The following is a 23,501-nucleotide window of genomic DNA, read 5'->3' as shown; positions in this document are numbered from 1 at the left end:
ATCCATGTCTTGGTTTAACCGAGTCATCGCCTTTTGTGGCGTGGGATTTGGCTCGGGTCTTGCACCCAAAGCACCGGGCACCTTTGGCTCTGCTTTTGCTTTGTTGTTTATTCCAGGTTGGCTTGCAATCGGCTTTTTCAACTCCATTATAGTCATGATCATCATGTCGATTATTGGGATCTATATTTGCGGTCAAACCGCCAAAGTCATGGGTGTTCATGATGATGGCCGCATCGTATGGGACGAGTTTGCAGGTCAGTCCATTACCTTCCTCCCGATTTTATATCTTGGGCAAATGAGCTGGACTTGGGCATTGATTGGTTTTGCTTTATTCCGTTTATTTGATGTCTGGAAACCGTGGCCTATTCGTGTCATTGACCGTCAAGTCGGTGGTGGCTTTGGCATCATGTTCGACGACATTATTGCGGGCCTTTGGGCCGCGCTTTGCATCTGTATTTATTTTTATATTTTGTCTATGTAATAGAAACACCTAGGATTAAATATGTCTACTAGCGTTATTATTCTTGCTGCAGGTAAAGGGACACGTATGCGTTCTCGTTTACCCAAAGTATTACAACCACTCGCAGGACAACCTTTACTCGGCCATGTCATCAACACTGCAAAAAAACTACAAGCAGCAGAAATAATTACCATCTATGGGCATGGCGGTGAATTGGTTCAAAACGCGTTTGCCCATGAAAATGTGAAATGGGTTGAACAAGCAGAACAATTAGGTACAGGCCATGCAGTCAAAGTGACTCTGCCTGTTCTCGCAAAAACTGGGATTTCTTTGATTCTCTCGGGTGATGTGCCTTGCATCACTGAATCAACATTACAAAAACTATTAGATGCATCTGCTCAAACAGGTATTGGCTTAGTAACCCTAACGGTTAATGATGCGACAGGTTATGGTCGTGTTGTACGTGAAAATGGCAAAATTCAAGCCATTGTTGAACACAAAGATGCCTCTGAAGAACAACGTAAAATCAAAGAATTTAATACCGGTATTTATGCAGTAAGCAATGCTAAATTGCACGAATGGTTACCAAAATTAAGCAATAATAATGCGCAAGGTGAATATTACCTGACCGATATCGTTGCTATGGCAATTGCTGACGGTCTCGAAGTGGCATCTGTTGAGCCAGAACGTGCTTTCGAAGTGGAAGGTGTCAATGACCGTGTACAGTTAGCTGCACTTGAACGTGAATTTCAAGCATTCCAAGCTAAACAACTTATGCAACAAGGCGTTCACCTGATTGATCCTGCACGTTTCGACTTACGTGGTACATTGACTGTTGGTCAAGATGTCCGTATCGATATCAACGTGATTATTGAAGGTGTTGTTGAACTCGGTGACAACGTAGAAATTGGTGCAGGTTGTATCATTAAAAACACCAAGATTGCGGCAGGCACTAAAGTTCAACCATATAGCGTTTTTGACAGCGCCATTGTTGGTGAAGAAGCTCAAATCGGTCCATTTGCACGTTTACGCCCAGGCGCAAAATTAGCCAATGAAGTGCATATTGGAAACTTTGTTGAAGTTAAAAATTCAAGCATTGGTGTCGGCTCAAAAGCCAACCACTTTACCTATTTAGGTGATGCAGATGTCGGTGCTGGTTCAAACATTGGTGCAGGCACCATTACCTGCAACTATGATGGCGTCAACAAATTTAAAACCATTATCGGTGACTCAGCCTTCATCGGCTCAAATAGCTCATTAGTCGCTCCTGTCACTATTGGTCATGGTGCAACAGTGGGTGCTGGCTCAACCATTACACGTGACGTGGCAGACAATAGCCTTGCGGTAGAACGTTCGAAGCAATTTGCCAAAGAAAACTATCAACGTCCCCAAAAATTGAAGAAATAAGAGGATTAAATTATGTGCGGTATTGTCGGTGGCGTTGCAGAACGTAGTATTACCAATATTTTAATTGAAGGCTTAAAGCGTCTTGAATATCGTGGCTATGACTCTGCGGGTTTAGCGCTGATTAATAAAGGCCATGTTCTACGTGAACGTCGCGTAGGTAAAGTTGCAAATCTTGAACAAGCCGTTGAAGAAGCAGATATCGCAGGTTCGGTCGGTATTGCACATACACGCTGGGCAACCCATGGTAAACCAACTGAAAATAATGCCCATCCGCATATTTCAGGCAATGTGGCTGTTGTTCATAATGGTATTATTGAAAACTATCAAGAGCTTAAAGATGATCTTGAAGCGCTTGGTTATGTTTTTACCTCACAAACAGATACAGAAGTTGTTGCACATTTAGTCAATGACGCTTTAAAAAGCACCCCGAGTCTTTTAGAAGCGGTTAAAAGTGTGGTGCCTCAACTCAAAGGTGCTTATGCACTGGGTATCGTACATACCGACCATCCTGATGAATTAATCACGGTGCGTGAAGGTTCACCTCTCGTGATTGGTGTCGGTATTGGCGAGAACTTTATTAGCTCGGATCAATTGGCACTTTTACCAATTACCAACCGTTTTATCTACCTTGAAGAAGGTGATATTGCACGTTTAACTCGTAATACTATTGAAGTATTCGTCGATGGTAAATTGGTGAATCGTCCAATCAAAGAGCTTGATGCGACTGTCAGCAATGCTTCAAAAGGTGAATATAAACACTATATGCTCAAAGAAATTTATGAGCAGCCTGAAGCGATTAAGCAAACGATTTCACAAGCCTTAAATGGTAATGCGCTTCGTGATGATTTCCTTACCAATGCAGCTCAAGATTTCAGCCAAATTCAACAAGTGCAAATCATCGCTTGTGGTACCAGCTACCATGCCGGCATGATTGCCAAATATTGGTTTGAGCAACTCATTGACGTGCCTTGCCAAGTCGAAATTGCCAGTGAATTCCGTTATCGCTCGCCTGTGATTGTGAATAACACACTGTATGTTTGTATTTCTCAATCAGGTGAAACAGCCGATACTTTAGCTGCACTGCGTGATACGCAAAAACGTGCAGCAGCGAAAAGCTTGAATATCACCACCATGACCATTTGCAACGTGGCAACCTCGTCGATGGTACGTGAAACCAACTACAGTTTGTTAACACTCGCAGGCCCTGAAATTGGTGTTGCGTCGACTAAAGCCTTTACCACACAGCTTGCGGCATTGATGCTATTGGTATTGAAAATTGGTCAAATTAAGCAAAGCATTTCAAATGACCGTGTCTCTGAAATTATTGCAGCGCTTTGGCATACACCGAAAGTGATTTTAGATACTTTACAAAATAATGCTGAGATTCTACGTCTATCAGAATTATTTGTTGAAAAAAATCACTGCCTATTCTTGGGTCGTGGAACTGAGTTCCCTATCGCCCTTGAAGGTGCTTTAAAACTTAAAGAGATTTCATACATCCATGCAGAAGGCTACGCGGCTGGTGAATTAAAACATGGTCCATTGGCTTTAGTGGATAACGACATGCCTGTGGTGATTCTAGCTCCACAAGATGACATGTTGGACAAACTCAAATCGAATATGGAAGAAGTTCAAGCTCGTGGTGGTGAGTTATTTGTCTTTGCAGATGAAAATAGCGGGATCAAAGCGAAAGATCGTCAACACGTGGTTTATGTGCCAAGTGTGAATGAAATCTTGGCACCAATTGTGTATAGCATTCCAGTACAATTGCTCTCATACCATGTTGCAGTGCTGCGTGGAACAGATGTCGATCAGCCACGTAACTTGGCGAAGTCTGTGACGGTGGAATAATTTAAGGGTATTAAAAAGGGCGCTTAAGCGCCCTTTTTATTCAGTTTTATTTTTCAAAGAATAATGATATTAGTTCACTTTTATTTCTTTGCCACGGATATAACCATCAACATAGAACTCCAATTGCTCCAATGCCCAATTAACATCGGCTTCAATTGCAGTTAAGTTATAAATTCGCTCAAAAATAGGCAGTAATTCCTCAAGCGGATAATGCTTTTCAAATGAGCGAAGAATACGACTATGATCCGTCACTTGAGTATCTTCCTGATCAATCAATAACTCTTCATACAATTTCTCACCAGGCCGTAATCCAGAATAATGAATTGCTATATCACCGATATCCGTTCCGTCTTCACGAACTTTTAAACCGCTTAAAGCGATCATTTGACGTGCTAAATCCTGAATTCGAACAGGATCTCCCATATCTAACAAAAATACATCACCACCTGTGCCGAGAGCTCCAGCCTGAATAACCAATTGTGATGCTTCGGGTATTGTCATGAAGTAACGAGTGACATCAGGATGTGTAACGGTAATCGGGCCACCTTTGGCAATTTGCTGTTTAAATAAAGGTACGACCGAACCTGAAGAACCTAGAACATTACCAAAACGCACAATACTAATTTGTGTTTGATTTTGCGCCTCAGCCATTGCTTGGCAATATAGCTCTGCCATTCGCTTCGAAGCACCCATCACATTGGTTGGGCGGACTGCTTTATCAGTTGAAATCAATACAAAGGTTTCCACGCCTTTTTTAACAGCTGCATTTACACTAAAAGCTGTACCCACAGAGTTATTTTTTAATCCTGCTAAAGGATTACATTCAACTAAGGGGACATGTTTATAAGCTGCTGCATGATAAACGGTTTGCACGTGGTATTGTTCAATGACTCGCTCAAGTTTAGCTTCATCTAATACTGTTCCTAAAATTGGAATAATTTCAATATTACAATTCAGACGTAGCTCTTTATCAATGCTATATAGTGCAAACTCAGTGAGTTCAAATATTACTAATTTTTGCGGGTGGTTTTTAATAATTTGCCGACACAACTCCGACCCAATTGAGCCTCCTGCTCCTGTTACCATCACGACTTTATTCTGGATATTTTTCGCCAGTAATTCAGGAACTGGAGGTACAGGGTCACGACCCAATAAATCAATAATATCAATTTCACGAATATCTGAAATTTGGATATCACCATCTACAAGCTTAGTTAAGCCTGGAATTTCAGTAATTTTGATATGAGCAGGTTCTAAGAACTGTACTATTTCACTTTTACGTGTACGTCCAACTGAAGGAAGCGCAATTAATATCTCATCTATTTTTTCATTATTAAGATGTTTAAGTCCTTGATCAGCATTATAAACTTTTAATCCACCAATAATTTGCCCTGTAAGTGACTCATCATCATCGATAAAAAATAATGGAAAATGCTCATCAGAACGATTTAGCATCGCCGCAATTTGTTGACCTGCGTAACCTGCACCATAAATCACAATTTTTCTTTTGGGCATATTCGTTTGTAAACTCGCTCTCACGATAAAACGAATTGCGCTACGACTAAACCACACCCAAGCAAACATTAAAAAACCAAACATCAACGGAATTGAAGTGGGTATAAATGCATGACTACAATACGCTAAAGCATATAAACCTAAGATTGTTAATCCTGTAGCAATTGCTAAACGCGTAAAAAAAACTTCGTTAAATGTACGAACAATAAAATGATAAAGTCCACAAATGAGTGACATAGCTACAGCAAGAGTACTTACCCAAAGTGAGCCGTATGCGATATTAGGAACAACTTCAGCACCTAAATTAAATTCACGTAACGCATAACAAAACCAGATGAGAACTGGAAACGCTAAAAAATCTAAAATTACTAAAAATAATTGTTTGGCGTATCGAGGAGAATTCACCAAGGGCATAATGACTGATTTCACAGGATTAGTCTTCTCTATGCTATTTATATAATTGAACTAAAAATGTTTTTAGTCGATCTAGCATTTTTAAACAAATGTAAAAATGTAAGCGAGTTCAATTACTGAGACTCGCCACACAGAAAATGAATTAAATTTTTGAAAGTACACTTTGAATTGCGTGAATTGTTGTACTTAAACTACTTTCACTTAAGGTTGGATGCACAATAAACATCAGACTAGTTTCTCCAAGTTTTTGTGCATTTGGTAAACGCTGTTCAGGGCGCCAAGGCGTTCCATCAAAAGCATGTTCTAAATAAACCTCAGAGCATGAACCACTAAAGCATGGAACACCTTGTGCCGTGATTTCATTCATAATGCGATCACGTGACCAACCTTCAGGTAAATGCTCTGGATTCACTTGAACATAACATTTATATGCTGCATGTACATATTCCTCACTTGGCTGTGAGACAGTTATATATGGTGTTTCAGCAAAGGCTGCATAGATTTTCTGCATGTTTTCATTACGGACCTTGGTCCATTCAGCCATTTTTTTCAACTGAATACGCCCAATGACTGCTTGCATTTCCATCATGCGCCAGTTGGTGCCAAACGAATCATGTAACCAGCGGAAACCTGGCGGGTGCTGTTTGTTATAAATGCTGTCAAAGTTTTTACCATGGTCTTTGTATGACCACATTTTTTTCCATAAGGCTTCGTCATTAGTGGTAACCATGCCGCCTTCACCGCCAGTGGTCATGATCTTATCCTGACAGAAAGACCATGCACCAATATGACCAATAGAACCCGCTGATTTCCCTTTATATTTTGCACCATGCGCTTGAGCACAGTCTTCAATAACATAAATGCCTTTATCTTGTGCTAGCTGCATGATTGGATCCATATCACACATCCAACCCGCCAAATGTACACAGATAATTGCTTTAGTATTTGGTGTTAAAACAGCTTCGATTGTACGCGCAGATATATTTTGCGAATCTAACTCTACATCTGCAAATATAGGGTTTGCACCAGCGGTCACAATAGAGCTTGCAGATGCTAAGAACGTACGTGAAGTCACAATCACGTCATCCCCTGCTCCAATGCCCAAGGCTTTTAATGCAACATCAAGCGCAACCGTACCGTTTGCCAAAGCTACGGCATATTGAGTTTCTGCAAAAGCGGCAAATTCTTTTTCAAATTCACGGCATTCTTGACCCGTCCAATAGTTTACTTTATTTGACAGTAATACTTTTGATACAGCATCTGCCTCTTCTTGCGTAAAGCTTGGCCACGGTTCAAATGCAGTGTTTAACATATCTCTTTCCTAAATTGATTTTTTAAAAATCTTTATTTCTTCTCTAAAATTCGGGCTGGATTACCTACAACAGTAACACCTGCGGGAACACTTTTAGTCACGACTGCCCCCATACCAACCACAGCACCTTTACCAATCACTAATGGTTTGTCTGGGGTACCTTGTTTGATCACCGCACCAGTACCAATATAGGCATGATCTTCAATGTGAATATTGCCATTACATTTTACACCAGGTGCAAATGTTACGTAATCACCAATGATGCAATCGTGTTCAACATAGCTATATAAATTTGCGTGAAAACATTTACCAATTTGAATATTTGAAGTCACTGTCACAAATGGACTTAATGCCGCCCCTTCAGCAATATCTATATTATCCATAAAGATCACGTTATCCGCTGAGATTGACCACAGAAAAACATTATCTTGAGCGAGTTTATTGGCAATTTTTTCACGAATAGCACTATTAGCAATCGCAATTTGTACGTACTTATGGGCAGCGGGTTGGCTTAGAAATTGTTGATAGTTCATTGCACGATGACCATTGACCAAAGTGATTTCTGTTAATGCATCATCAATAAATACAATTTCAGCATTATTGTTTTCACGCAGCAATTGTTGCCGCGCAACTGGTATAAGGCTACGCCCACAACCTGAAGCTCCATAAATGGCGTATAGCTTAGTCATGTTTGGAATCCGGTGTCCCTGTAAACTTGGTCATAGTTGCCTCACCTTCGGCACTAATATCATCTTTAGCAATGACTTTATGTACGGTTTTAAACATAATTTTAAAATCAAGCCATGTAGAACGATTTTCAACATACCATGTATCAAGTTTAAATTTTTCTTCCCAGCTAATGGCATTACGACCATTGACCTGAGCATGACCTGTCATACCGGGGCGTACATTATGACGTTTGGCTTGTTCTGTATTATATAAAGGTAAATATTCCATAAGTAATGGACGTGGCCCAACTACGCTCATATCACCTTTTATGACATTCCAAAGCTCTGGCATTTCGTCCAAACTTGTTGCACGCAGCATTTTGCCAAATGGGGTTAAACGCTCACTATCTGGCAAGGGGTTGCCATTGGCATCTACAGCATCTTTCATGGTACGAAACTTAATCATTTCAAACGGTTTACCATGTAAGCCTGGGCGTACTTGGCGAAATAGTACGGGAGAACCAAGATTTTTTTTCACTTTATAGGCAACAAAAGCATAAAGTGGTGAAAGTAGGATAAGGGCGATGGAGGCAATAATAATATCGAGAAGGCGTTTTAGCATTTAGATCAGACCCATTTCTTGCATCATATGTGCATTTACCTGATGTACATCATATTTATGAAGTGCGATTTCTCGGGAGCGACTTCCCATTTTAGCGATAAGCTCTGGCTGACCAATCAGTTTCTCCATTGCTTTTACTAAACTTTCCACGGATTTTACTTCAACCAGAAAGCCGTTATCGCCATCGGTAACAGTTTCACGACAACCTGGTGCATCCGTGGTAATAATTGCTCGGCCCATTGCCATAGCCTCTAAAACTGTACGGGGTGTGCCCTCGCGATACGATGGCAACACATACACCGAGCTTTCTGCAATTGCAGGACGAACATCGGATAGTTTCCCCCAGTAGTTTAATGTATTACTGACCACCCATTGATCCAATTCTTGCTGGCGAATGGCCGAAGGATTTTCATCAATCCAGCCCACCAGATTAAATTCCACATGCGGATACTTATATTTGATAATTTTTGCTGCTTCGGCATATTCACGGACACCTTTATCTCCGAGTAAACGTGCAATCAGCAAGAATGATATTTTAATTTTTTGATCAGCAGTTAGAGGCAAAGGCAATACATTAAAGTCGGCAACATTAACCCCAGAACCGTTCACTACTACTGTAGGCGTTTGAACGGTTAAAAGCTTTAAATCCTGAAAAAGTTTTAAGTCATCCGGATTTTGGAAAAATGCCTTATGACTGCGCGACAATGCCTGCTGGTATAAACCATGAACCAGTTTCTGGAAAATACTACGCTTAGTCTGAGTTTCTACATTTTGAAATGCATAGCCTAAACCTGTAATTAAGGCATACCGATTCGGTACTTTTGCGAGCCAAGCGGCCAGTGTTCCATAAATCACTGGCTTGATCGTATAAGACAGAACATAATCAGGTTTGATTTTTTTTATGAGCGTATACATGCTTCCTAAAGTTTTTAAGTCTGCTACAGGATTAGTGCCTGTGCGTTGCATGGAAACTTCATGTACGTAATAACCTAAATCTAGGAGTTTTTCATGTTCAGTAGGGAACGAAGGCAAATCAGGTGCAATAATATGGATTTCATAACCTTGCTGATGAATCGCTTCAAGTAACTTTCCACGAAAGTTTAAGACTGAAGGGAGAAAGCTAGATACTATTAAAAAGGTTTCTTTCATTACTTTCTTACCAGTTTTGTGTTAAAAACGAATAGCAAGGCTAATAAAAATAGAATATTAGGTATTCTATTTTGTAAGAATAAAGCAGGATCAGAATTAGACAACATATAGGTAAATGAAGTTACTAAAACTGCATAAAAACCTAATAATATAGGATTATTTTGATTTTTTGGATCAAAAATAACGTCAAAAAACTTAAAAAAACAACCCAAAATAAAACCATGAATAATAACGCCCAGAATACCAAATTGTATGTAACCAAAAGCTATCCCACCTGGAGGAATCTCACTATCCCAAACCCCATGAACAATAAATGTATTATAATAAGATATAGAATCAGGAATATCAAAACCTAGAAGCTTAAATGGTTTAAAAATCCAATAAGCATAATCACCAAAAAACCTAAAGCTATAATCATATTGCATAAAATTAACTAAAGATAAATATTGATGACTAAATTCAGAAACAATAATATTGTATGAATTACTGATGGTTAATAAAAAATTATTATCAATAAAATCATCTTTATCAAAGTTCTCATTATTTAATGCGAATAAAAAAGTCTTTCCAAACAAAATATACAAAAAAGAAAAAATAGAAAAAATAGAAACAGTTAATATAGGAATTTTTTTATAAACAGCTAAGTATATTACTAAAATAGAGATTAAAAATGTTATTCCTGCCTCACGTCCTGCACTTAAATAGATTGAAAATAAAGTTAATAAAGTAAAAATAAATAATAATAAATAATCAAAACTAGATATTTTCCTATTAATCATCCAGAAAGATAGCATAATAAAAAAAGATAAATTTATATACTTAGAAAAGCTACTTACAAAAGCTGCCAAATAGTTTTTATTATCATCTGTTCCACTTCTTATTTGGGACATATTAGATAATACATAATCTAAACCACCATAAGTGTATATAAAAAATGACAAAGAAATAAAACCAATTATGAACAAAAACAAAGTAGTCCTTCTAATCAAATTTTCATTAGCTTCTAATTTAAATTTAAAGTCCACTTTATCAAAAAGATTTAAACCAAAAAACATTGATATAAAAAAAATAATAATAACAAATAATGGAAATATAGATTCAATATCATAATAATTTCTTAAAAACCTAGGGCTTGCCACCTCATAATATGAAGTAACCAATGCTAAAGGAGCTAATACATATATGACTATAGACCATATAATAGTCATAAATGTTAAACTTATTCCATATTTTTTATACTCCTTAATAGACCAGGCAACTAAAAATATAAAAATAAAAATACTAATCAAAATAAACATTAAGTATAAATCCTATTTATTCTATTAATATACTCATCCATCGAAAATTTTCTAACTATATCTATGTTTCTTCTACCTTCTTCAACTAACAAAACTCTATCATTCAATAGAGTGATAATAGCTCTACAAAATCCATCAACTTCATTTTGAATAAATAATTTTTTTTGTATAAGATATTTACTATCACCAACATCTCTCACGATAGCAGTCAACCCCAATGCCATCGCTTCACCTAAAACATTAGGAAATCCTTCAGTCTTAGAATGTAAACAAAAAATGTCCATCGCTTTCAAACAATACGGAATATCTTCACGCTGCCCGAGCAACCTAAAACTATCAATTAAATTATATTCTCGAAGCCACCCCATTAATTCATGATTATCAACCGTGTTATCACGACCAACAAGCATAAATATTAACTCAGGATTAGTTTTAACTAATTCTCTTGCAACTTCTACAAAAAATTTTTGATTTTTTACAATATTAAAACGACCAACTGACCCTACTACTATAGCATCTTCTGGAATATTCACTTCCTGACGAATTCTATTTCGGTCTTCTTCTGTCGCAACTAGTTTGTCCAGCTCAAATCCATTTGGAATTACATACATTTTACTGGCATCATAACCCACTTTAATGTGAACATCTTTTGATACATGTGCCGCACATACAATATGAGTTGGAACCGAATAGGATAATTTCGCACAAATTCTACGTAAACCGACAGTTAACCGAGAACCGCCTTGCGTTACATCAGTCGTACGTATACCCCAGATAATTTTTTTTATGCCTTGTCTTTTGGCAGCCAATCCTCCTAAAAAATCTGCATGATACATCCAGGTTTGCACAACATCTGGTGTCAGTTTTTTTAATAACCGGCTTAACTTAAAATAGGTTTGAAGCAGTGAAAAAGCTGAACTCATGCCCAGCACATGTACAGGAATACCCTGTGCCTGTAAATCAGCACCAATAACACCCAGTTCTGTTAATGAAATAACCTCATGGTGAAAATTTCCTTTTTTTTGGCTATGCAAAACTAAACGCTTCAGCATTAATTCAGCGCCCCCCACATTCAAACCAATTATGATATGTACAATTTTTTTCATTGAATCTTCAACCAACTAGATACTTCAAGATCAGCTTCTTCGCTGCTAAATTGTTGAGTTGCGCCACCTGGGTAAAAAGTAATTTCACCGAATTTTATTTGACCATTTAAATTATAAAGATCTACACGGCAAAAAATAAAGGGATTTGAGATTTTTTCTGCATATTCAATCATTAAATCTAAATTATCAGGCTTTTGAACAAGATTCGTATCGAAGTTTTCTCTGCCAACGGTAAAGTTCATAAGATTGAAGTTTGTGTCATAAATATTTCTTTTAGCATGCGGATTATGACTGCCATCTTCAGATGCTGTATCTATATCCACAAAAATCATTTTGACTTTGCCATGGAAACAAAAAAATCTAAAATCTAATAATGGCTCTTCTGTTTCTAAAAAATTTTCAACTAATATTTTAGGCTTAATATTTTTATAATTCCATTCTCTAGATTGAAAATAATAGTTCATATGTAAAGCAGAATTAAACTTTTTATTAAATTTTTCTCTATTAAAATTTTGAGTATTATTACTGTCAAATATAGCATTAATACCAGAAACATGATTACACTTTATAAAAAACTTACCTTTCAGATTTTCAAAAGGAATATCTTCTGCTTTCCCATAAACTCCATAGATATCTGTCAGCAAATTGTCTAATTTTATAGAAGATAAATACTCTCTAACTTCCACTTTATCACTACATTGAGTCATTAATGTATTTCTATTATTAATTTTTAGCCACCATAGCTTTTCATTAAAGTACTTTGGATTATCTAAATTTAATTTTTTTCCAGTATTTTCTTTATATTTAACTTTAGCAAAAAATTCATCACTTATATTGTAAGTTAACTTTATTTTCAATGAATTGAAAAAGATATAAATACTTTTAAAAAAATCACTTTTATTAGATAAAGTTCTAATATACTTTTTAATGGTGAAATACATAAAATTACGCCTTAGAAATCAAAAAACTTTTAGAGCTTAAGTAACAAAAAATAAATCTAACCAACCAGGTCAACATAATTCCTAATAAAGCTCCAATTGCCATATAAAGATATGTTAAAACCGTCACAAAAACAAAACCAGCAATAGAGGTAATAACTGTTATATTTCTTAGTACTTTATCTTTCCCAAGAACACCTAAACAATTTATTCCATATGAAATCATTAGTGCGTAAATAAAGGGTGCTAGCAACTGAATATACATTAACTGCCTTGCTAAGTCTAAGTTAGCATCGAATACATATGATAAACCATATTGTATAAATACATAATTCAAAACTAATAAAGCCACACTCCCTACAATCATCACTCTCAAAAATTCTTTAAATTTATTTATATTTTTAGCTAAAACTGGGAAATAAACTTTAGAAATAATCCCTAAAGTTTGCTCTGAAACATTTAGTACTTTTCGGGCTATATCATAAATACCAACGTGTATTAACGTTCCAAAAAATCCCAATATTAAATATGAATATATGTTATAAAAATTTGGGAATAATATATTAATAAACATATCCCAGTCTTTATTTAACTTTGAATAAATATCTTTAAAACCAATAAAATTAACTTTAGAAAAATTTATATAACTTAAAATAAAATATATATATATTATTAAACTAAAGACTTGACCTACAAGATAAAAAACCGGTATTAGATAAATATCACTTTTATTTTCAACAAAGAATATAATTAATAAAAAAGAAATTACCTTACCTACCACCTCACCTATAGCAATTTTTTTCATATCTTCTAGTCCCTGGAAAAACCAAGATGGACATAAAGATAAAACAATCACATTAAATGAACTTAATAATATAAGGACAATATTTTCTTTTATAAAATCCGCAAAATTAGAGGAGATTAAAATAACTAAAACCCCCATTAAAGATAAAAATAATTTACATATAGTAATATCTACTAATAACTGTGTGTTTTTATATTTATTAAAATTATTTTGTGCAATTTCTCTAGTGCCAGTATATGCAAAACCATAGTCAATTAATGTATTTAAATAAGCACAAATTGCTGTTACTAACGCTAGAAGCCCCATAAGCTCCAAGCCAATTGTCTTTATTAAATGAGGAATAATTACTAAAGGCAGCAGTAAAGTTGTCCCTTTAACACACCCCAAAGAAAGAAAATTTTCTAAAATTTTCTTTCTTCCTGCTACACTTAAAAACTTAACTATTTTTTTTTTCATTTTAAGGTATTCACATACCAACCCATCGCTAATTTAATACCTTGATTAATTTTTTTGGTTGGCTCATAGCCTAATAGGCTTTGAATTTTGTTTATACTAGCTTGTGAATGTCGTACATCCCCAGCCCGAAAATCCCGATATACAGGATTTTTCGTATAAGTCACACCATTTTCTTTTAATGCAGCTTTAATGGCATTAAACAAATCATTGAGCGTGGTACGATCCCCTACTGCAACATTATAAACTTGATTTTTAGCTTCATCTTGCGATGTTGCTGCTAAAATATTGGCTTGTACGGTATTGTCGATAAAACAGAAATCACGACTCGTTTCACCATCACCATTAATGAAGACATCTTCATCATTGATCATCGCTGCTGTCCATTTTGGAATCACCGCTGCGTAAGCACCATTTGGATCTTGGCGTTTACCAAAAACATTAAAGTAACGTAAACCAATCGCTTTAAAGCCATATGCGCGTGCAAAAACATCAGCATATAGTTCATTGACATACTTGGTGACGGCATACGGTGACAATGGATTACCAATATTTTCTTCTACTTTTGGTAATGCAGGATGATCACCATAAGTTGAGCTACTTGCTGCATATGTAAAACTAGATACATTTGCATCACGTGCAGCAGTCAACATATTCAAAAAACCGCTAATATTGGTGTCATTGGTGGTGATCGGATCGGCAATTGAACGCGGTACAGAACCAAGGGCAGCTTGGTGTAGCACATAGTCCACACCTTGGCAGGCGTTTTGACAATCTGCAAACTCACGAATATCACCTTCAATGAATCTGAATTTCGCCCATTGCTCAGCAGTGACCAAGCTTTGCACCTCATCAAGGTTATGCTGATGACCCGTGGCAAAGTTATCCAAACCCACCACAGTTTGGTTGAGCTTAAGTAAAGTCTCTAAAAGGTTTGAGCCAATAAAGCCAGCCACCCCCGTCACCAGCCATATTTTTGGCTGATTCTTAAGTTGTTCACAAACATTCTTATATTGGCTCATCTTTGTTACTCTATTAATTAAAGGCGGATATCAGATTCAGCTTGAGATAACACGTACTTCAAGTCATAGAGTACATGATCCTCTTTACCCAACGCACGGATCGTTTCTACACCCATGTCTTTAAATTGTTCATGCGCGACTGCCAAAATCACAGCATCATATTCACCTTGTGCTGGTGCTTGTACAGGCCGAATTCCATATTCATGTTCAGCTTCAGCGGCATCTACCCAAGGGTCATATACATCAACATTGACATGATATTCTTGCAGTTCTTTCACAATATCAATGATGCGGGTATTACGGATATCAGGGCAATTTTCTTTAAAACTTAAGCCTAAAATTAAGACTTTAGCCTCTTCTACTTGAATGCGTTTTTTCAGCATGGCTTTAACTAGCTGAGTGACCACATAAGCACCCATACCATCATTTAAACGGCGGCCCGCTAAAATAATTTCAGGGTTATAGCCAATCGCTTGCGCCTTATGGGTCAAGTAGTACGGGTCAACACCGATACAGTGACCACCAACTAAACCCGGACGGAATGGAAGGAAGTTCCATTTGGTACCTGCTGCTTGTAATACCGCTTCAGTATCAATGCCCATTTTATTGAAGATCAATGCCAATTCATTAATTAAGGCAATATTCACATCACGCTGGGTGTTTTCAATCACCTTCGCTGCTTCTGCAACCTTAATGCTGGCTGCTTTATGCGTGCCTGCTTCAATAATCAGGTTATAGACTTCATCAACATAATCAGCGATTTCAGGTGTTGAACCAGAGGTGATTTTTAAAATATTGGTGACGCGGTGCAGTTTATCGCCCGGGTTAATACGCTCAGGGCTATAGCCTGCAAAGAAATCTTGATTGAATGTTAAGCCTGAGTTTTTCTCTAAAACAGGAATACAGACTTCTTCAGTTGCACCTGGATATACCGTTGATTCGTACACCACGATATCGCCCTTTTTCAGCACTTTTGCAATGCTTTCTGAAGCTTTAACTAATGGAGTTAAATCCGGCTGCTTAAATTCATCAATTGGTGTTGGCACAGTAACAATAAAAAAGTTACAAGATTTAAGATCTTCTAAATTTGCGCTATATGTTAAATGTGTAGATTGTACTAATTCTTCCGGAGATACCTCGAGCGTATGGTCCTGCCCTGAACGCAGCTCATCAATTCGTTTTTGGTGAATATCAAAACCCACTACAGGTACTTTTTTACCAAATTCAACAGCTAGTGGTAAACCCACATAGCCCAACCCAATTACAGCAATTTTTAGTTCCGAGAGTTGCAACATTCCAGAGCCTTATAATTTATGATTTAATCATGTGAAAAACGCCTCATAATATAGCAGAAATCGCCCTTATATTTTTCGGGAATTATTATTTTTCGTAATCGAAAATTATAACTGCAAAATTAAACGTTTATTTTTTAACCAATATATTAATATTTGATTTTTAACACCAATTACTTAAATGAATTTATTATGCATTCATTAACAAATATGTGTTTTATTTCACACAATAATCATTACACTGTAGCAACACATTTTGACAGCAAATCCTAGGATGTTTACTTTACATAGTATAAAATATTCCGTTATATATTTTAAAAATCAGGCGATTGCCTTTTTTACAATTCAATTATTTTTATAAGTAGGATTTCGAGTGAGTTACTATCGTTATAGCTTCTTGTTAGCACTCAGTTTAGGTATGACGGGTTGTGCAATCACATCAGGTCTTCAAACATATGATTTACCAAAAGAAGGTGTTTTCCAAACAGATCTAGGTTCAACTGTAAATGTCATCAAATTATCACAAGACAATTTAGCAGCCGTTCAACCCGCACAGATTAATCAACAAAATTTTGCTCACCTTTTCAATCAACAACAACAACAATATCGATTAAATTCTGGTGATATTTTATCCATTTATTTATGGGCATATCCGGAAATAACGCCACCTACAAATACCATTAGTAATGAAGAGGCGATAAAATCAAACGGTTACCAAATCGACCAAAATGGTTATATTCAATTCCCTATTATTGGCCGATATAAAGCTGCCGGAAAATCCCTAACAAAAGTTAATCAGGAGTTACGTAGCCAACTTGCCCGCTATTTAAAAACCCCAGATGTGATTGTTCGCGTTCTTTCCTACCAAGGCCAGCGTTATTCTGTCCAAGGCAATGTAATGAAAGGTGGTCAATTTAATCTCACCGACCAACCTACCAGCGTATATACTGCACTTGGTCTTGCTGGCGGTGTGAATACGCAATTTGGCGATAATACGTCTATTACCTTGGTACGCCAAGGACAAACTTACAACTTAAATAGCATTCAGTTAGAAAAGGCTGGCTATTCACTACATAATCTACTCATACAGCCTAACGATACAATTTATGTCAATTCACGCGAAAATCAGAAAATTTATGTAATGGGTGAATCTGGTAAAAATCAATCCCTACCAATGCGTGATCAAGGAATGAGTTTAAGTGATGTCTTGGGCGAAAGTCTTGGGGTAAACTCGCTTTCTGCAAGTCGAGGCAAAATCTACGTAGTACGTAGTGATATGAATAGTCCGATGACCGAAATTTATCATTTGGATTTAACCAGTATTGGTGACTTTGGACTCGCAAACCAGTTCAGAATGCGTAGCAACGATATTGTATATGTTGATGCATCTGGCTTGGCACGTTGGCAGCGCGTGATCAATCAGGTGATTCCTTTCTCAAATATGATCTATAACATCGACAGAATGGGTCAATAATGTTATTTAAAAATATTCTGGTGGTGTGTGTAGGTAATATTTGCCGAAGTCCTATGGCAGAATATCTTCTGAAAAAGAATCATCCCGATCTGAATATTTATTCAGCGGGAATCTCAGGCATGGTTGGACATCCAGCAGATGAAAAAGCTCAATACTGTATGCAAAAAATTGGCATCGATATGAGTGGACACATTGCGCAAAAATTAAATGCTGAACTGATCAAGAAATCAGATTTAATTTTAGTCATGAGTTCAAATCAACAAAAGCATATTGAACAAACATGGCCATTTGCAAAAGGAAAGACTTTTCGTTTAGGCCATTGGCAAGGTAAAAATGTGCCTGACCCATATCAGCACGATCAAGCTTTTTTTGACCAGACCTCAGAACTGATCCAATCTTGCGTTGCAGATTGGACTAAACAAATTTAACTTTTGATGTACGATTATGAGCCAAAATACCAATACAGAAGATACAATTGATTTAAAGGAATTATTTTTCTCTCTGATTGCACAGTGGAAGTTAATTGCATTATGTGTAATTTTAAGTCTTGTTTGTGCCTTACTTTATCTTAGAACTACCCCCGACACTTATGCAGTCAATGCTTTAGTACAGGTCGAAGAGAATAAAGGGGCTTCTGCTGCCTTATTAGGTGATCTTTCTAATATGATTGATCAAAAACAACCAGCGCAAGCAGAAATTGAGATTCTTAAATCACGTTTAGTTCTAGGCACCGTGATTCAAAACTTACATCTAGATTTAAAAATTTCGGGTACTGAAAACTCTTTCACTGATCGCTTATTTTCACCGCATGAATATGCCACCGAATATAAAAATAAATCTGTCATTTTCAAAGATAATGAGAAAAGTTTTGAAATACGCCAATTTGATATTCCTGCACAATATCGTGACAAGAACCTTGGTCTCCAATTTCAAGAAAATAAATTTTCTTTAATTGACCTTCAGACTGAACAAACAATTTTAACAGCACCATTGAACCAAAAAAGCTCTTTACGTACAGCAGAAGGTCTTTGGGAAATCTCAATTTATAGCAAAGATCAATTCAAAGATGACTATTTAATTCAAAAACAGTCTTTACCTGCTGCAGTTGACAGTATTTTGGCAAATTATTCTGTTGCTGAAAAAGGTAAAATGACGGGCGTGCTTGGCCTTAACTATCAGGGCCAAGATAAAGAACATATTACAAAAGTTTTAAATGCCATTTTAGCAGCCTACAGCCATCAAAATATTGAAAGACGTTCGGCTGAAAGTGCACAAACATTAAAATTCCTAGACGAACAACTCCCTGAATTAAAACAGCAGCTTGATGTCGCAGAACGTGAATTTAACAAATTCCGTCAAGAGTTTAATACCGTCGATGTAACCAAAGAATCTGAACTATATTTAACTCAAAGCATCACTCTTGAAACTCAAAAAGCTGAATTAGAGCAAAAAGTTGCTGAAGCTTCTGCGAAGTACACTAGTGAACATCCAGTGATGCAGCAAATGAATGCTCAATTGGGTGCAATCAATAGCAAAATTGGTGAACTAAATACCACCTTAAAAAAATTACCAGACTTACAACGTCGTTATTTACAGCTCTATCGTGAAGTTGAAGTGAAACAACAACTTTATACAGCGTTGTTGAATTCTTACCAACAGCTTCGTATTGCCAAAGCTGGTGAAATTGGTAATGTCCGTATTGTGGATACTGCCGTAGAGCCTATTGAACCAATTGCACCAAAAAAACTACAAATCTTGATACTTTCAATTTTTCTTGGTGGTTTCCTCGGTACATTACTTGCACTACTACGTAACATGCTACGCTCAGGAATCAAAGATTCTTCAGAAATTGAGAACACCCTTGATCTTCCGGTTTATGCCACTGTGCCACGTTCCCCTATTCAGGAAAGTCGCATCAAGTTACTGAAGAAGAAAAAGACCATTCCTGTACTTGCTGTTAAAAATAGCGATGACATTGCGATTGAAAGCCTACGCAGTATGCGGACTGCCATTCACTTTGCACTGACATCCGCAAAAAATAACCTGATCATGATTTCAGGGCCTGCACCAGAAGTCGGTAAATCATTTATTTCAACCAACTTGGCAACAATTCTTGCACAAAGTAATAAACGCGTTTTAATTATTGATGCTGATTTACGTCGTGGTTATTTAAACAAATATTTCAATCATGACAACCAACCAGGTCTTTCTGAATATTTAAATGGTCAGCGTGATCTAGACAGCATCATTAAAACCACTGAAATTCCAAATTTAAGTGTGATTACCCGTGGTAAGAGCCCTTCTAATCCATCTGAACTTTTAAGCTCTGGGAAATTCAAAGAATTCTTAGATTTAATTTCACCGATGTTTGATCATGTGATCATTGATACCCCTCCTGTACTTGCGGTGACAGACGGTATCATTATTTCGCAATTTGCTGGCGTGAATTTGGTGATTGCTCGTTATGCGAAAACGCAGTTGAAAGAGTTAGAGTTAACCGTTAATCGCTTTGAACAAGTGGGTGTGAAGGTCAATGGTATTATTCTAAACGACATTCAACGTAGCTCAGCAGGCTATGGTTATGGCTATAACTATTCCTATGGTTATAAAGCTTCAAAAGACCAAGACTGATTCAGCGCGTTGTAAAAAAAGCCACCGAATACGGTGGCTTTTTTATGTGCGAAATTTATGTTGCATGCCTCTTTCTGTATAAAAAATGTTTTATATATTCATACCGTTATAGTATAAAAATAAGAACATGACTATGATAATCTTTCCTGCACCTTACCTGATCATAGAGATAGGTAAGCGCTGAACAGGAAAAGTCTGCTAGAATTTCAGCAACTTTTTACATATAAAATAATTGTGGGAAAATATATGAGTAAGGCCCTACCTATCGCTGTCGCTGTATTACTCGGCGGTGCCGCACTTGTTCCTGTTTACTATGCAACTAAAACACCTGCTACGCAATCAGCAACATCAACTCAACCAGCTGCAAACGCTTCGGCTGTCGCTAAAATCAGCTATGCTCTAGGTTATGAAGTTGCCCATCAAACGCCTCCAGAATTAGATATTGATAGCTTTGTCACTGGCGTTCGTGCAGGCCATGCTCGTGCAAAACCTGCATATACTGAAGAAGAATTACAAAAAGCATATGCTGAGTTCCAGCAAGAAATGCAAAACAAGCAGCTCGAAAGCAATAAGCAAGCACAAAGTAGCAGCGATAATTTCTTAACAGAAAACAAAAGCAAAGCTGGGGTTAAAACTACAGCTTCTGGTTTACAGTACCTAACAACGAAAGAAGGTACAGGTAAACAACCGCAAGCCACATCAGTTGTTAAAGTCCACTACACAGGTAAGTTAGTAGATGGCACAGTATTTGATAGTTCAGTACAGCGCGGCGAGCCAATTGAATTTCCGTTGAACCAAGTAATTCCGGGTTGGACTGAAGGTCTGCAGTTAATGAAGGAAGGTGGCAAAGCTACTTTATATATTCCCTCAAACCTAGGTTATGGTGCTCAAGGTGTTCCAGGAACGATTCCACCGAACAGTACTTTAATTTTTGATGTAGAACTCATTGAAGTTAAATAATAAAACCGGTACAGGAGAGCTTTTCGCTCTCCTGCTTTATTTTGAGACTCGGTCATGAAATTACAGATCAGTATGTTGTGTTTGGCACTCTGCTCAAGCACTGTATTTGCCAAAGATGTCAGTAATAAAAGTAGTGCTGCAGAACAAGTCGGTTATAGTTTTGGTTATTTAATGGGACGCAGTAATGCTGAATCCATTAAGGATTTGGATATTGATGCATTTGTTGCAGGTTTAAAGGCAGCTTCTAAAGGTCAAGCTTCGTCATTAACAGATGAAGAAATGACTCGTGCTTTAACTCAATATAAAAAGCAAACCGAAGCGAAACAACTGATTGAATTGAAGCAAAAAGCGGACGCAAATGCGACTATTGGCACTGCGTTTCTTGCTGAGAATGCCAAAAAACCAGGTATTCAGGTCACGAAATCTGGCCTGCAGTATCAAGTCATTCAAGCCGGCAAAGGTAAGTCACCCAAAGCCAATTCAACAGTGAAAGTTCACTATGAAGGGCGCTTAATTGATGGCACTATTTTTGATAGTTCAATTGCACGCAACCAACCTGCGATGTTCCAAGTGAGCCAAGTCATTCAGGGTTGGACAGAAGGTCTACAGTTGATGAAAGAAGGTGCAAAATATCGCTTCTTCATTCCTGCCAATTTGGGCTATGGTCAAATTGGTTCAGCAGACGTCATTGAGCCAAACAGCACACTGATTTTTGATGTAGAGCTCATCGAAGTTCTCCCTAAATAACAACACTCCCTTCAGGAGCATCGACAAATCTCGTTGCTCCTCAATATTTCCTCGTACCATTATTTTCTTTTACAATTTTTTTGATTGATTTGACTTAAAATTCACATTGATATCTTATATTTATTTCACAAAACCAATTTCCATTTATTTTAAATCTTCATTAACTGCGTAGCCGCACATAAGGATTTGACCATGACCGTTAAAATTAAGACTCGCGAAATTCAATATACAGCAGCGGATGGAACTCAACTTTTTGGCTATTTTGCCGCACCAGAGTCAGACACTGCGATCGCAGGTGTGTTAGTTGCCCCGGAATGGTGGGGACGCAATGAATATACCGAACAACGTGCGCGCGAATTGGCAGAACAAGGCTATGCTGCTTTCGCTTTGGATATGTATGGTGACAAAAAAGTCACCACTGATGCCAAACAAGCTTATGAATGGATGATGCAGACTTTTGATCATGCTGACACCATCGTGACCCGTGCGTCTGCTGCATTAAACACTTTGGCACAGCAAAAGGAAGTAAATGCAGATAAACTCGCAGCTATAGGCTTTTGCTATGGCGGAAAAGTCGTGCTGGATTTAGCGCGTTCAGGTGCTGCATTAAAAGCTGTGGTGACCTTCCATGCAACACTTGCTACAGCGACTCCTGCACAAACAGGACAAGTTCAAGCAGAGATTTTAGTGCAACATGGTGAGCTCGACTCGATGGTGAGCTTAGAAGATGTTGCGACCTTTAGAAATGAAATGGATGCTGCCCAAGTGAAGTATCAAATCAATATTTTTGAAGGTGCAAAACATGGCTTTAGCAACCCGATGGCGGATGAACGCGCCAAAGCCAACGGCGTAGATTTAGCTTATAACGCTACTGCAGAACAACAAAGCTTAGCGGCCATGTATGCCTTGTTAGCACGCCAGCTTGGTTCTTAAAGCGCTAAGAACCAATACCAATATTTAATTTATAAAAATGAGGAGAGCACAATGACAGATCTCAATTGTCCATATTGCAATTTTGACGAATATGACGTTATTGCAAAAAATGATTTTGGAGTTGTACTTCCTGAACCACACACACTGTCTAAAGGACATGCTGTCATTGTCCCGCTACGTCACGTTGGTTCTTTTTTTGAAATTACTGATAAAGAACGTAAAAGTTTAATGTCCTTACTTGAACAAGCGCGTAATGAATTAAATTTACGCTATCAACCTACTGGCTTTCATATTGGGTTTAATGATGGACAAGTTTTTGGCGAAGCTACTGAACATGTGCACATTCACATTATTCCACGTTATGAAAACCAAACGTTGGCGCTTGATTCCCGCTGGGGCTTTAAAAGCTAAAATTTAAAAATTGACCCTCACTAAGGAGCTTCG

21 protein-coding genes are annotated in these 23,501 nt (G+C 37.3%); 10 read left to right on the top strand and 11 right to left on the bottom strand.

What is annotated here, in order from left to right; all coding sequences use genetic code 11:
- Positions 1 to 4: 4 nt before the first annotated feature.
- From FTU29_RS12405 to glmS, 3 genes are read left to right on the top strand one after another with little or no spacing between them, the layout of a single operon-like run.
- A complete protein-coding gene (locus tag FTU29_RS12405; RefSeq protein WP_078194116.1) occupies positions 5 to 481 on the top strand; it encodes a phosphatidylglycerophosphatase A in 477 nt (158 codons plus the stop codon).
- Between the two features lie 21 nt (positions 482 to 502).
- Complete coding sequence (gene glmU, locus FTU29_RS12400; RefSeq protein WP_180122125.1) at positions 503 to 1,867, top strand: bifunctional UDP-N-acetylglucosamine diphosphorylase/glucosamine-1-phosphate N-acetyltransferase GlmU; 1,365 nt, start codon at positions 503 to 505, stop codon at positions 1,865 to 1,867.
- Between the two features lie 12 nt (positions 1,868 to 1,879).
- Positions 1,880 to 3,718 carry a glutamine--fructose-6-phosphate transaminase (isomerizing) gene (glmS, locus tag FTU29_RS12395; protein ID WP_180122123.1) on the top strand — a complete coding sequence of 613 codons (1,839 nt, stop codon included), beginning with the start codon at positions 1,880 to 1,882 and terminating at the stop codon, positions 3,716 to 3,718.
- 69 nt (positions 3,719 to 3,787) lie between these two features.
- On the opposite strand, the gene FTU29_RS12390 is transcribed toward glmS, so the two are convergent.
- From FTU29_RS12390 to tviB, 11 genes are all read right to left on the bottom strand, one after another.
- Complete coding sequence (locus FTU29_RS12390) at positions 3,788 to 5,662, bottom strand: nucleoside-diphosphate sugar epimerase/dehydratase (RefSeq protein WP_180122121.1); 1,875 nt, start codon at positions 5,660 to 5,662, stop codon at positions 3,788 to 3,790.
- Between the two features lie 127 nt (positions 5,663 to 5,789).
- Entirely contained in the window at positions 5,790 to 6,959 is a 1,170-nt protein-coding gene (locus FTU29_RS12385) for a DegT/DnrJ/EryC1/StrS aminotransferase family protein (RefSeq protein ID WP_180122119.1), read from the bottom strand.
- Positions 6,960 to 6,991: 32 nt separating this feature from the next.
- Positions 6,992 to 7,648: a NeuD/PglB/VioB family sugar acetyltransferase gene (locus tag FTU29_RS12380; protein ID WP_180122118.1), complete on the bottom strand. Its 657-nt coding sequence runs from the start codon at positions 7,646 to 7,648 to the stop codon at positions 6,992 to 6,994.
- The gene (locus FTU29_RS12375) at positions 7,641 to 8,249 is read right to left on the bottom strand and encodes a sugar transferase (protein ID WP_180122117.1); all 609 of its coding nucleotides are present in this window, start codon (positions 8,247 to 8,249) and stop codon (positions 7,641 to 7,643) included. The genes FTU29_RS12380 and FTU29_RS12375 overlap by 8 nt, the downstream gene beginning before the upstream one ends.
- Positions 8,250 to 9,398 (bottom strand): glycosyltransferase family 4 protein, encoded by a 1,149-nt coding sequence (locus FTU29_RS12370; protein WP_180122116.1) that lies wholly within the window; start codon positions 9,396 to 9,398, stop codon positions 8,250 to 8,252.
- A complete protein-coding gene (locus FTU29_RS12365; protein WP_180122115.1) occupies positions 9,398 to 10,696 on the bottom strand; it encodes an O-antigen polymerase in 1,299 nt (432 codons plus the stop codon). Before FTU29_RS12365 ends, FTU29_RS12370 begins: the two co-directional genes overlap by 1 nt.
- A complete protein-coding gene (locus FTU29_RS12360) occupies positions 10,696 to 11,802 on the bottom strand; it encodes a glycosyltransferase (RefSeq protein WP_180122114.1) in 1,107 nt (368 codons plus the stop codon). Before FTU29_RS12360 ends, FTU29_RS12365 begins: the two co-directional genes overlap by 1 nt.
- Positions 11,799 to 12,743, bottom strand: coding sequence for an ATP-grasp fold amidoligase family protein (locus FTU29_RS12355; protein ID WP_180122113.1), 945 nt, complete (start codon positions 12,741 to 12,743; stop codon positions 11,799 to 11,801). Before FTU29_RS12355 ends, FTU29_RS12360 begins: the two co-directional genes overlap by 4 nt.
- Positions 12,744 to 12,747: 4 nt before the next feature.
- Positions 12,748 to 14,001 carry an oligosaccharide flippase family protein gene (locus FTU29_RS12350; protein WP_180122111.1) on the bottom strand — a complete coding sequence of 418 codons (1,254 nt, stop codon included), beginning with the start codon at positions 13,999 to 14,001 and terminating at the stop codon, positions 12,748 to 12,750.
- Positions 13,998 to 15,020 (bottom strand): NAD-dependent epimerase/dehydratase family protein, encoded by a 1,023-nt coding sequence (locus tag FTU29_RS12345; protein WP_180122109.1) that lies wholly within the window; start codon positions 15,018 to 15,020, stop codon positions 13,998 to 14,000. The genes FTU29_RS12350 and FTU29_RS12345 overlap by 4 nt, the downstream gene beginning before the upstream one ends.
- A gap of 17 nt (positions 15,021 to 15,037) precedes the next feature.
- Positions 15,038 to 16,315, bottom strand: a complete 1,278-nt coding sequence (gene tviB / locus FTU29_RS12340; RefSeq protein WP_180122106.1) for a Vi polysaccharide biosynthesis UDP-N-acetylglucosamine C-6 dehydrogenase TviB — start codon at positions 16,313 to 16,315, stop codon at positions 15,038 to 15,040.
- Positions 16,316 to 16,730: 415 nt separating this feature from the next.
- Between tviB and FTU29_RS12335 the strand changes: the two genes are divergently transcribed.
- From FTU29_RS12335 to FTU29_RS12305, 7 genes are all read left to right on the top strand, one after another.
- Entirely contained in the window at positions 16,731 to 17,786 is a 1,056-nt protein-coding gene (locus tag FTU29_RS12335) for a polysaccharide biosynthesis/export family protein (protein ID WP_180022948.1), read from the top strand.
- A complete protein-coding gene (locus tag FTU29_RS12330) occupies positions 17,786 to 18,214 on the top strand; it encodes a low molecular weight protein-tyrosine-phosphatase (RefSeq protein ID WP_180024801.1) in 429 nt (142 codons plus the stop codon). Before FTU29_RS12335 ends, FTU29_RS12330 begins: the two co-directional genes overlap by 1 nt.
- Before the next feature lie 16 nt (positions 18,215 to 18,230).
- Positions 18,231 to 20,417, top strand: coding sequence for a polysaccharide biosynthesis tyrosine autokinase (locus FTU29_RS12325; protein ID WP_180122104.1), 2,187 nt, complete (start codon positions 18,231 to 18,233; stop codon positions 20,415 to 20,417).
- 246 nt (positions 20,418 to 20,663) lie between these two features.
- The gene (locus FTU29_RS12320) at positions 20,664 to 21,377 is read left to right on the top strand and encodes an FKBP-type peptidyl-prolyl cis-trans isomerase (RefSeq protein ID WP_078191625.1); all 714 of its coding nucleotides are present in this window, start codon (positions 20,664 to 20,666) and stop codon (positions 21,375 to 21,377) included.
- 54 nt (positions 21,378 to 21,431) lie between these two features.
- Positions 21,432 to 22,124, top strand: a complete 693-nt coding sequence (locus tag FTU29_RS12315) for an FKBP-type peptidyl-prolyl cis-trans isomerase (RefSeq protein ID WP_180122102.1) — start codon at positions 21,432 to 21,434, stop codon at positions 22,122 to 22,124.
- Between the two features lie 192 nt (positions 22,125 to 22,316).
- Positions 22,317 to 23,057 (top strand): dienelactone hydrolase family protein, encoded by a 741-nt coding sequence (locus FTU29_RS12310; RefSeq protein ID WP_180110858.1) that lies wholly within the window; start codon positions 22,317 to 22,319, stop codon positions 23,055 to 23,057.
- Positions 23,058 to 23,108: 51 nt separating this feature from the next.
- Positions 23,109 to 23,468, top strand: a complete 360-nt coding sequence (locus FTU29_RS12305; protein WP_078194095.1) for an HIT family protein — start codon at positions 23,109 to 23,111, stop codon at positions 23,466 to 23,468.
- Positions 23,469 to 23,501 lie beyond the last annotated feature (33 nt).

This window comes from Acinetobacter sp. YH12086 (genome assembly GCF_013419345.1).
GTDB lineage: Bacteria > Pseudomonadota > Gammaproteobacteria > Pseudomonadales > Moraxellaceae > Acinetobacter > Acinetobacter amyesii.
The sequence above is the reverse complement of the archived record's forward strand: the minus strand, read 5'-3'. Positions and strand labels throughout refer to the sequence as shown.

Excerpts from the sequence above, each read along its gene's own strand:
- FTU29_RS12325 (WP_180122104.1), top strand. The coding sequence starts at position 18,231 with ATGAGCCAAAATACCAATACAGAAGATACAATTGATTTAAAGGAATTA.
- glmU (WP_180122125.1), top strand. The coding sequence starts at position 503 with ATGTCTACTAGCGTTATTATTCTTGCTGCAGGTAAAGGGACACGTATG.
- FTU29_RS12360 (WP_180122114.1), bottom strand. The coding sequence starts at position 11,802 with ATGAAAAAAATTGTACATATCATAATTGGTTTGAATGTGGGGGGCGCT.
- FTU29_RS12310 (WP_180110858.1), top strand. The coding sequence starts at position 22,317 with ATGACCGTTAAAATTAAGACTCGCGAAATTCAATATACAGCAGCGGAT.
- FTU29_RS12320 (WP_078191625.1), top strand. The coding sequence starts at position 20,664 with ATGAGTAAGGCCCTACCTATCGCTGTCGCTGTATTACTCGGCGGTGCC.
- FTU29_RS12330 (WP_180024801.1), top strand. The coding sequence starts at position 17,786 with ATGTTATTTAAAAATATTCTGGTGGTGTGTGTAGGTAATATTTGCCGA.
- FTU29_RS12370 (WP_180122116.1), bottom strand. The coding sequence starts at position 9,398 with ATGAAAGAAACCTTTTTAATAGTATCTAGCTTTCTCCCTTCAGTCTTA.
- FTU29_RS12405 (WP_078194116.1), top strand. The coding sequence starts at position 5 with ATGTCTTGGTTTAACCGAGTCATCGCCTTTTGTGGCGTGGGATTTGGC.
- FTU29_RS12365 (WP_180122115.1), bottom strand. The coding sequence starts at position 10,696 with ATGTTTATTTTGATTAGTATTTTTATTTTTATATTTTTAGTTGCCTGG.
- FTU29_RS12375 (WP_180122117.1), bottom strand. The coding sequence starts at position 8,249 with ATGCTAAAACGCCTTCTCGATATTATTATTGCCTCCATCGCCCTTATC.
- FTU29_RS12335 (WP_180022948.1), top strand. The coding sequence starts at position 16,731 with ATGACGGGTTGTGCAATCACATCAGGTCTTCAAACATATGATTTACCA.
- FTU29_RS12350 (WP_180122111.1), bottom strand. The coding sequence starts at position 14,001 with ATGAAAAAAAAAATAGTTAAGTTTTTAAGTGTAGCAGGAAGAAAGAAA.
- FTU29_RS12345 (WP_180122109.1), bottom strand. The coding sequence starts at position 15,020 with ATGAGCCAATATAAGAATGTTTGTGAACAACTTAAGAATCAGCCAAAA.
- FTU29_RS12315 (WP_180122102.1), top strand. The coding sequence starts at position 21,432 with ATGAAATTACAGATCAGTATGTTGTGTTTGGCACTCTGCTCAAGCACT.
- FTU29_RS12380 (WP_180122118.1), bottom strand. The coding sequence starts at position 7,648 with ATGACTAAGCTATACGCCATTTATGGAGCTTCAGGTTGTGGGCGTAGC.
- glmS (WP_180122123.1), top strand. The coding sequence starts at position 1,880 with ATGTGCGGTATTGTCGGTGGCGTTGCAGAACGTAGTATTACCAATATT.
- tviB (WP_180122106.1), bottom strand. The coding sequence starts at position 16,315 with ATGTTGCAACTCTCGGAACTAAAAATTGCTGTAATTGGGTTGGGCTAT.
- FTU29_RS12305 (WP_078194095.1), top strand. The coding sequence starts at position 23,109 with ATGACAGATCTCAATTGTCCATATTGCAATTTTGACGAATATGACGTT.
- FTU29_RS12385 (WP_180122119.1), bottom strand. The coding sequence starts at position 6,959 with ATGTTAAACACTGCATTTGAACCGTGGCCAAGCTTTACGCAAGAAGAG.
- FTU29_RS12355 (WP_180122113.1), bottom strand. The coding sequence starts at position 12,743 with ATGTATTTCACCATTAAAAAGTATATTAGAACTTTATCTAATAAAAGT.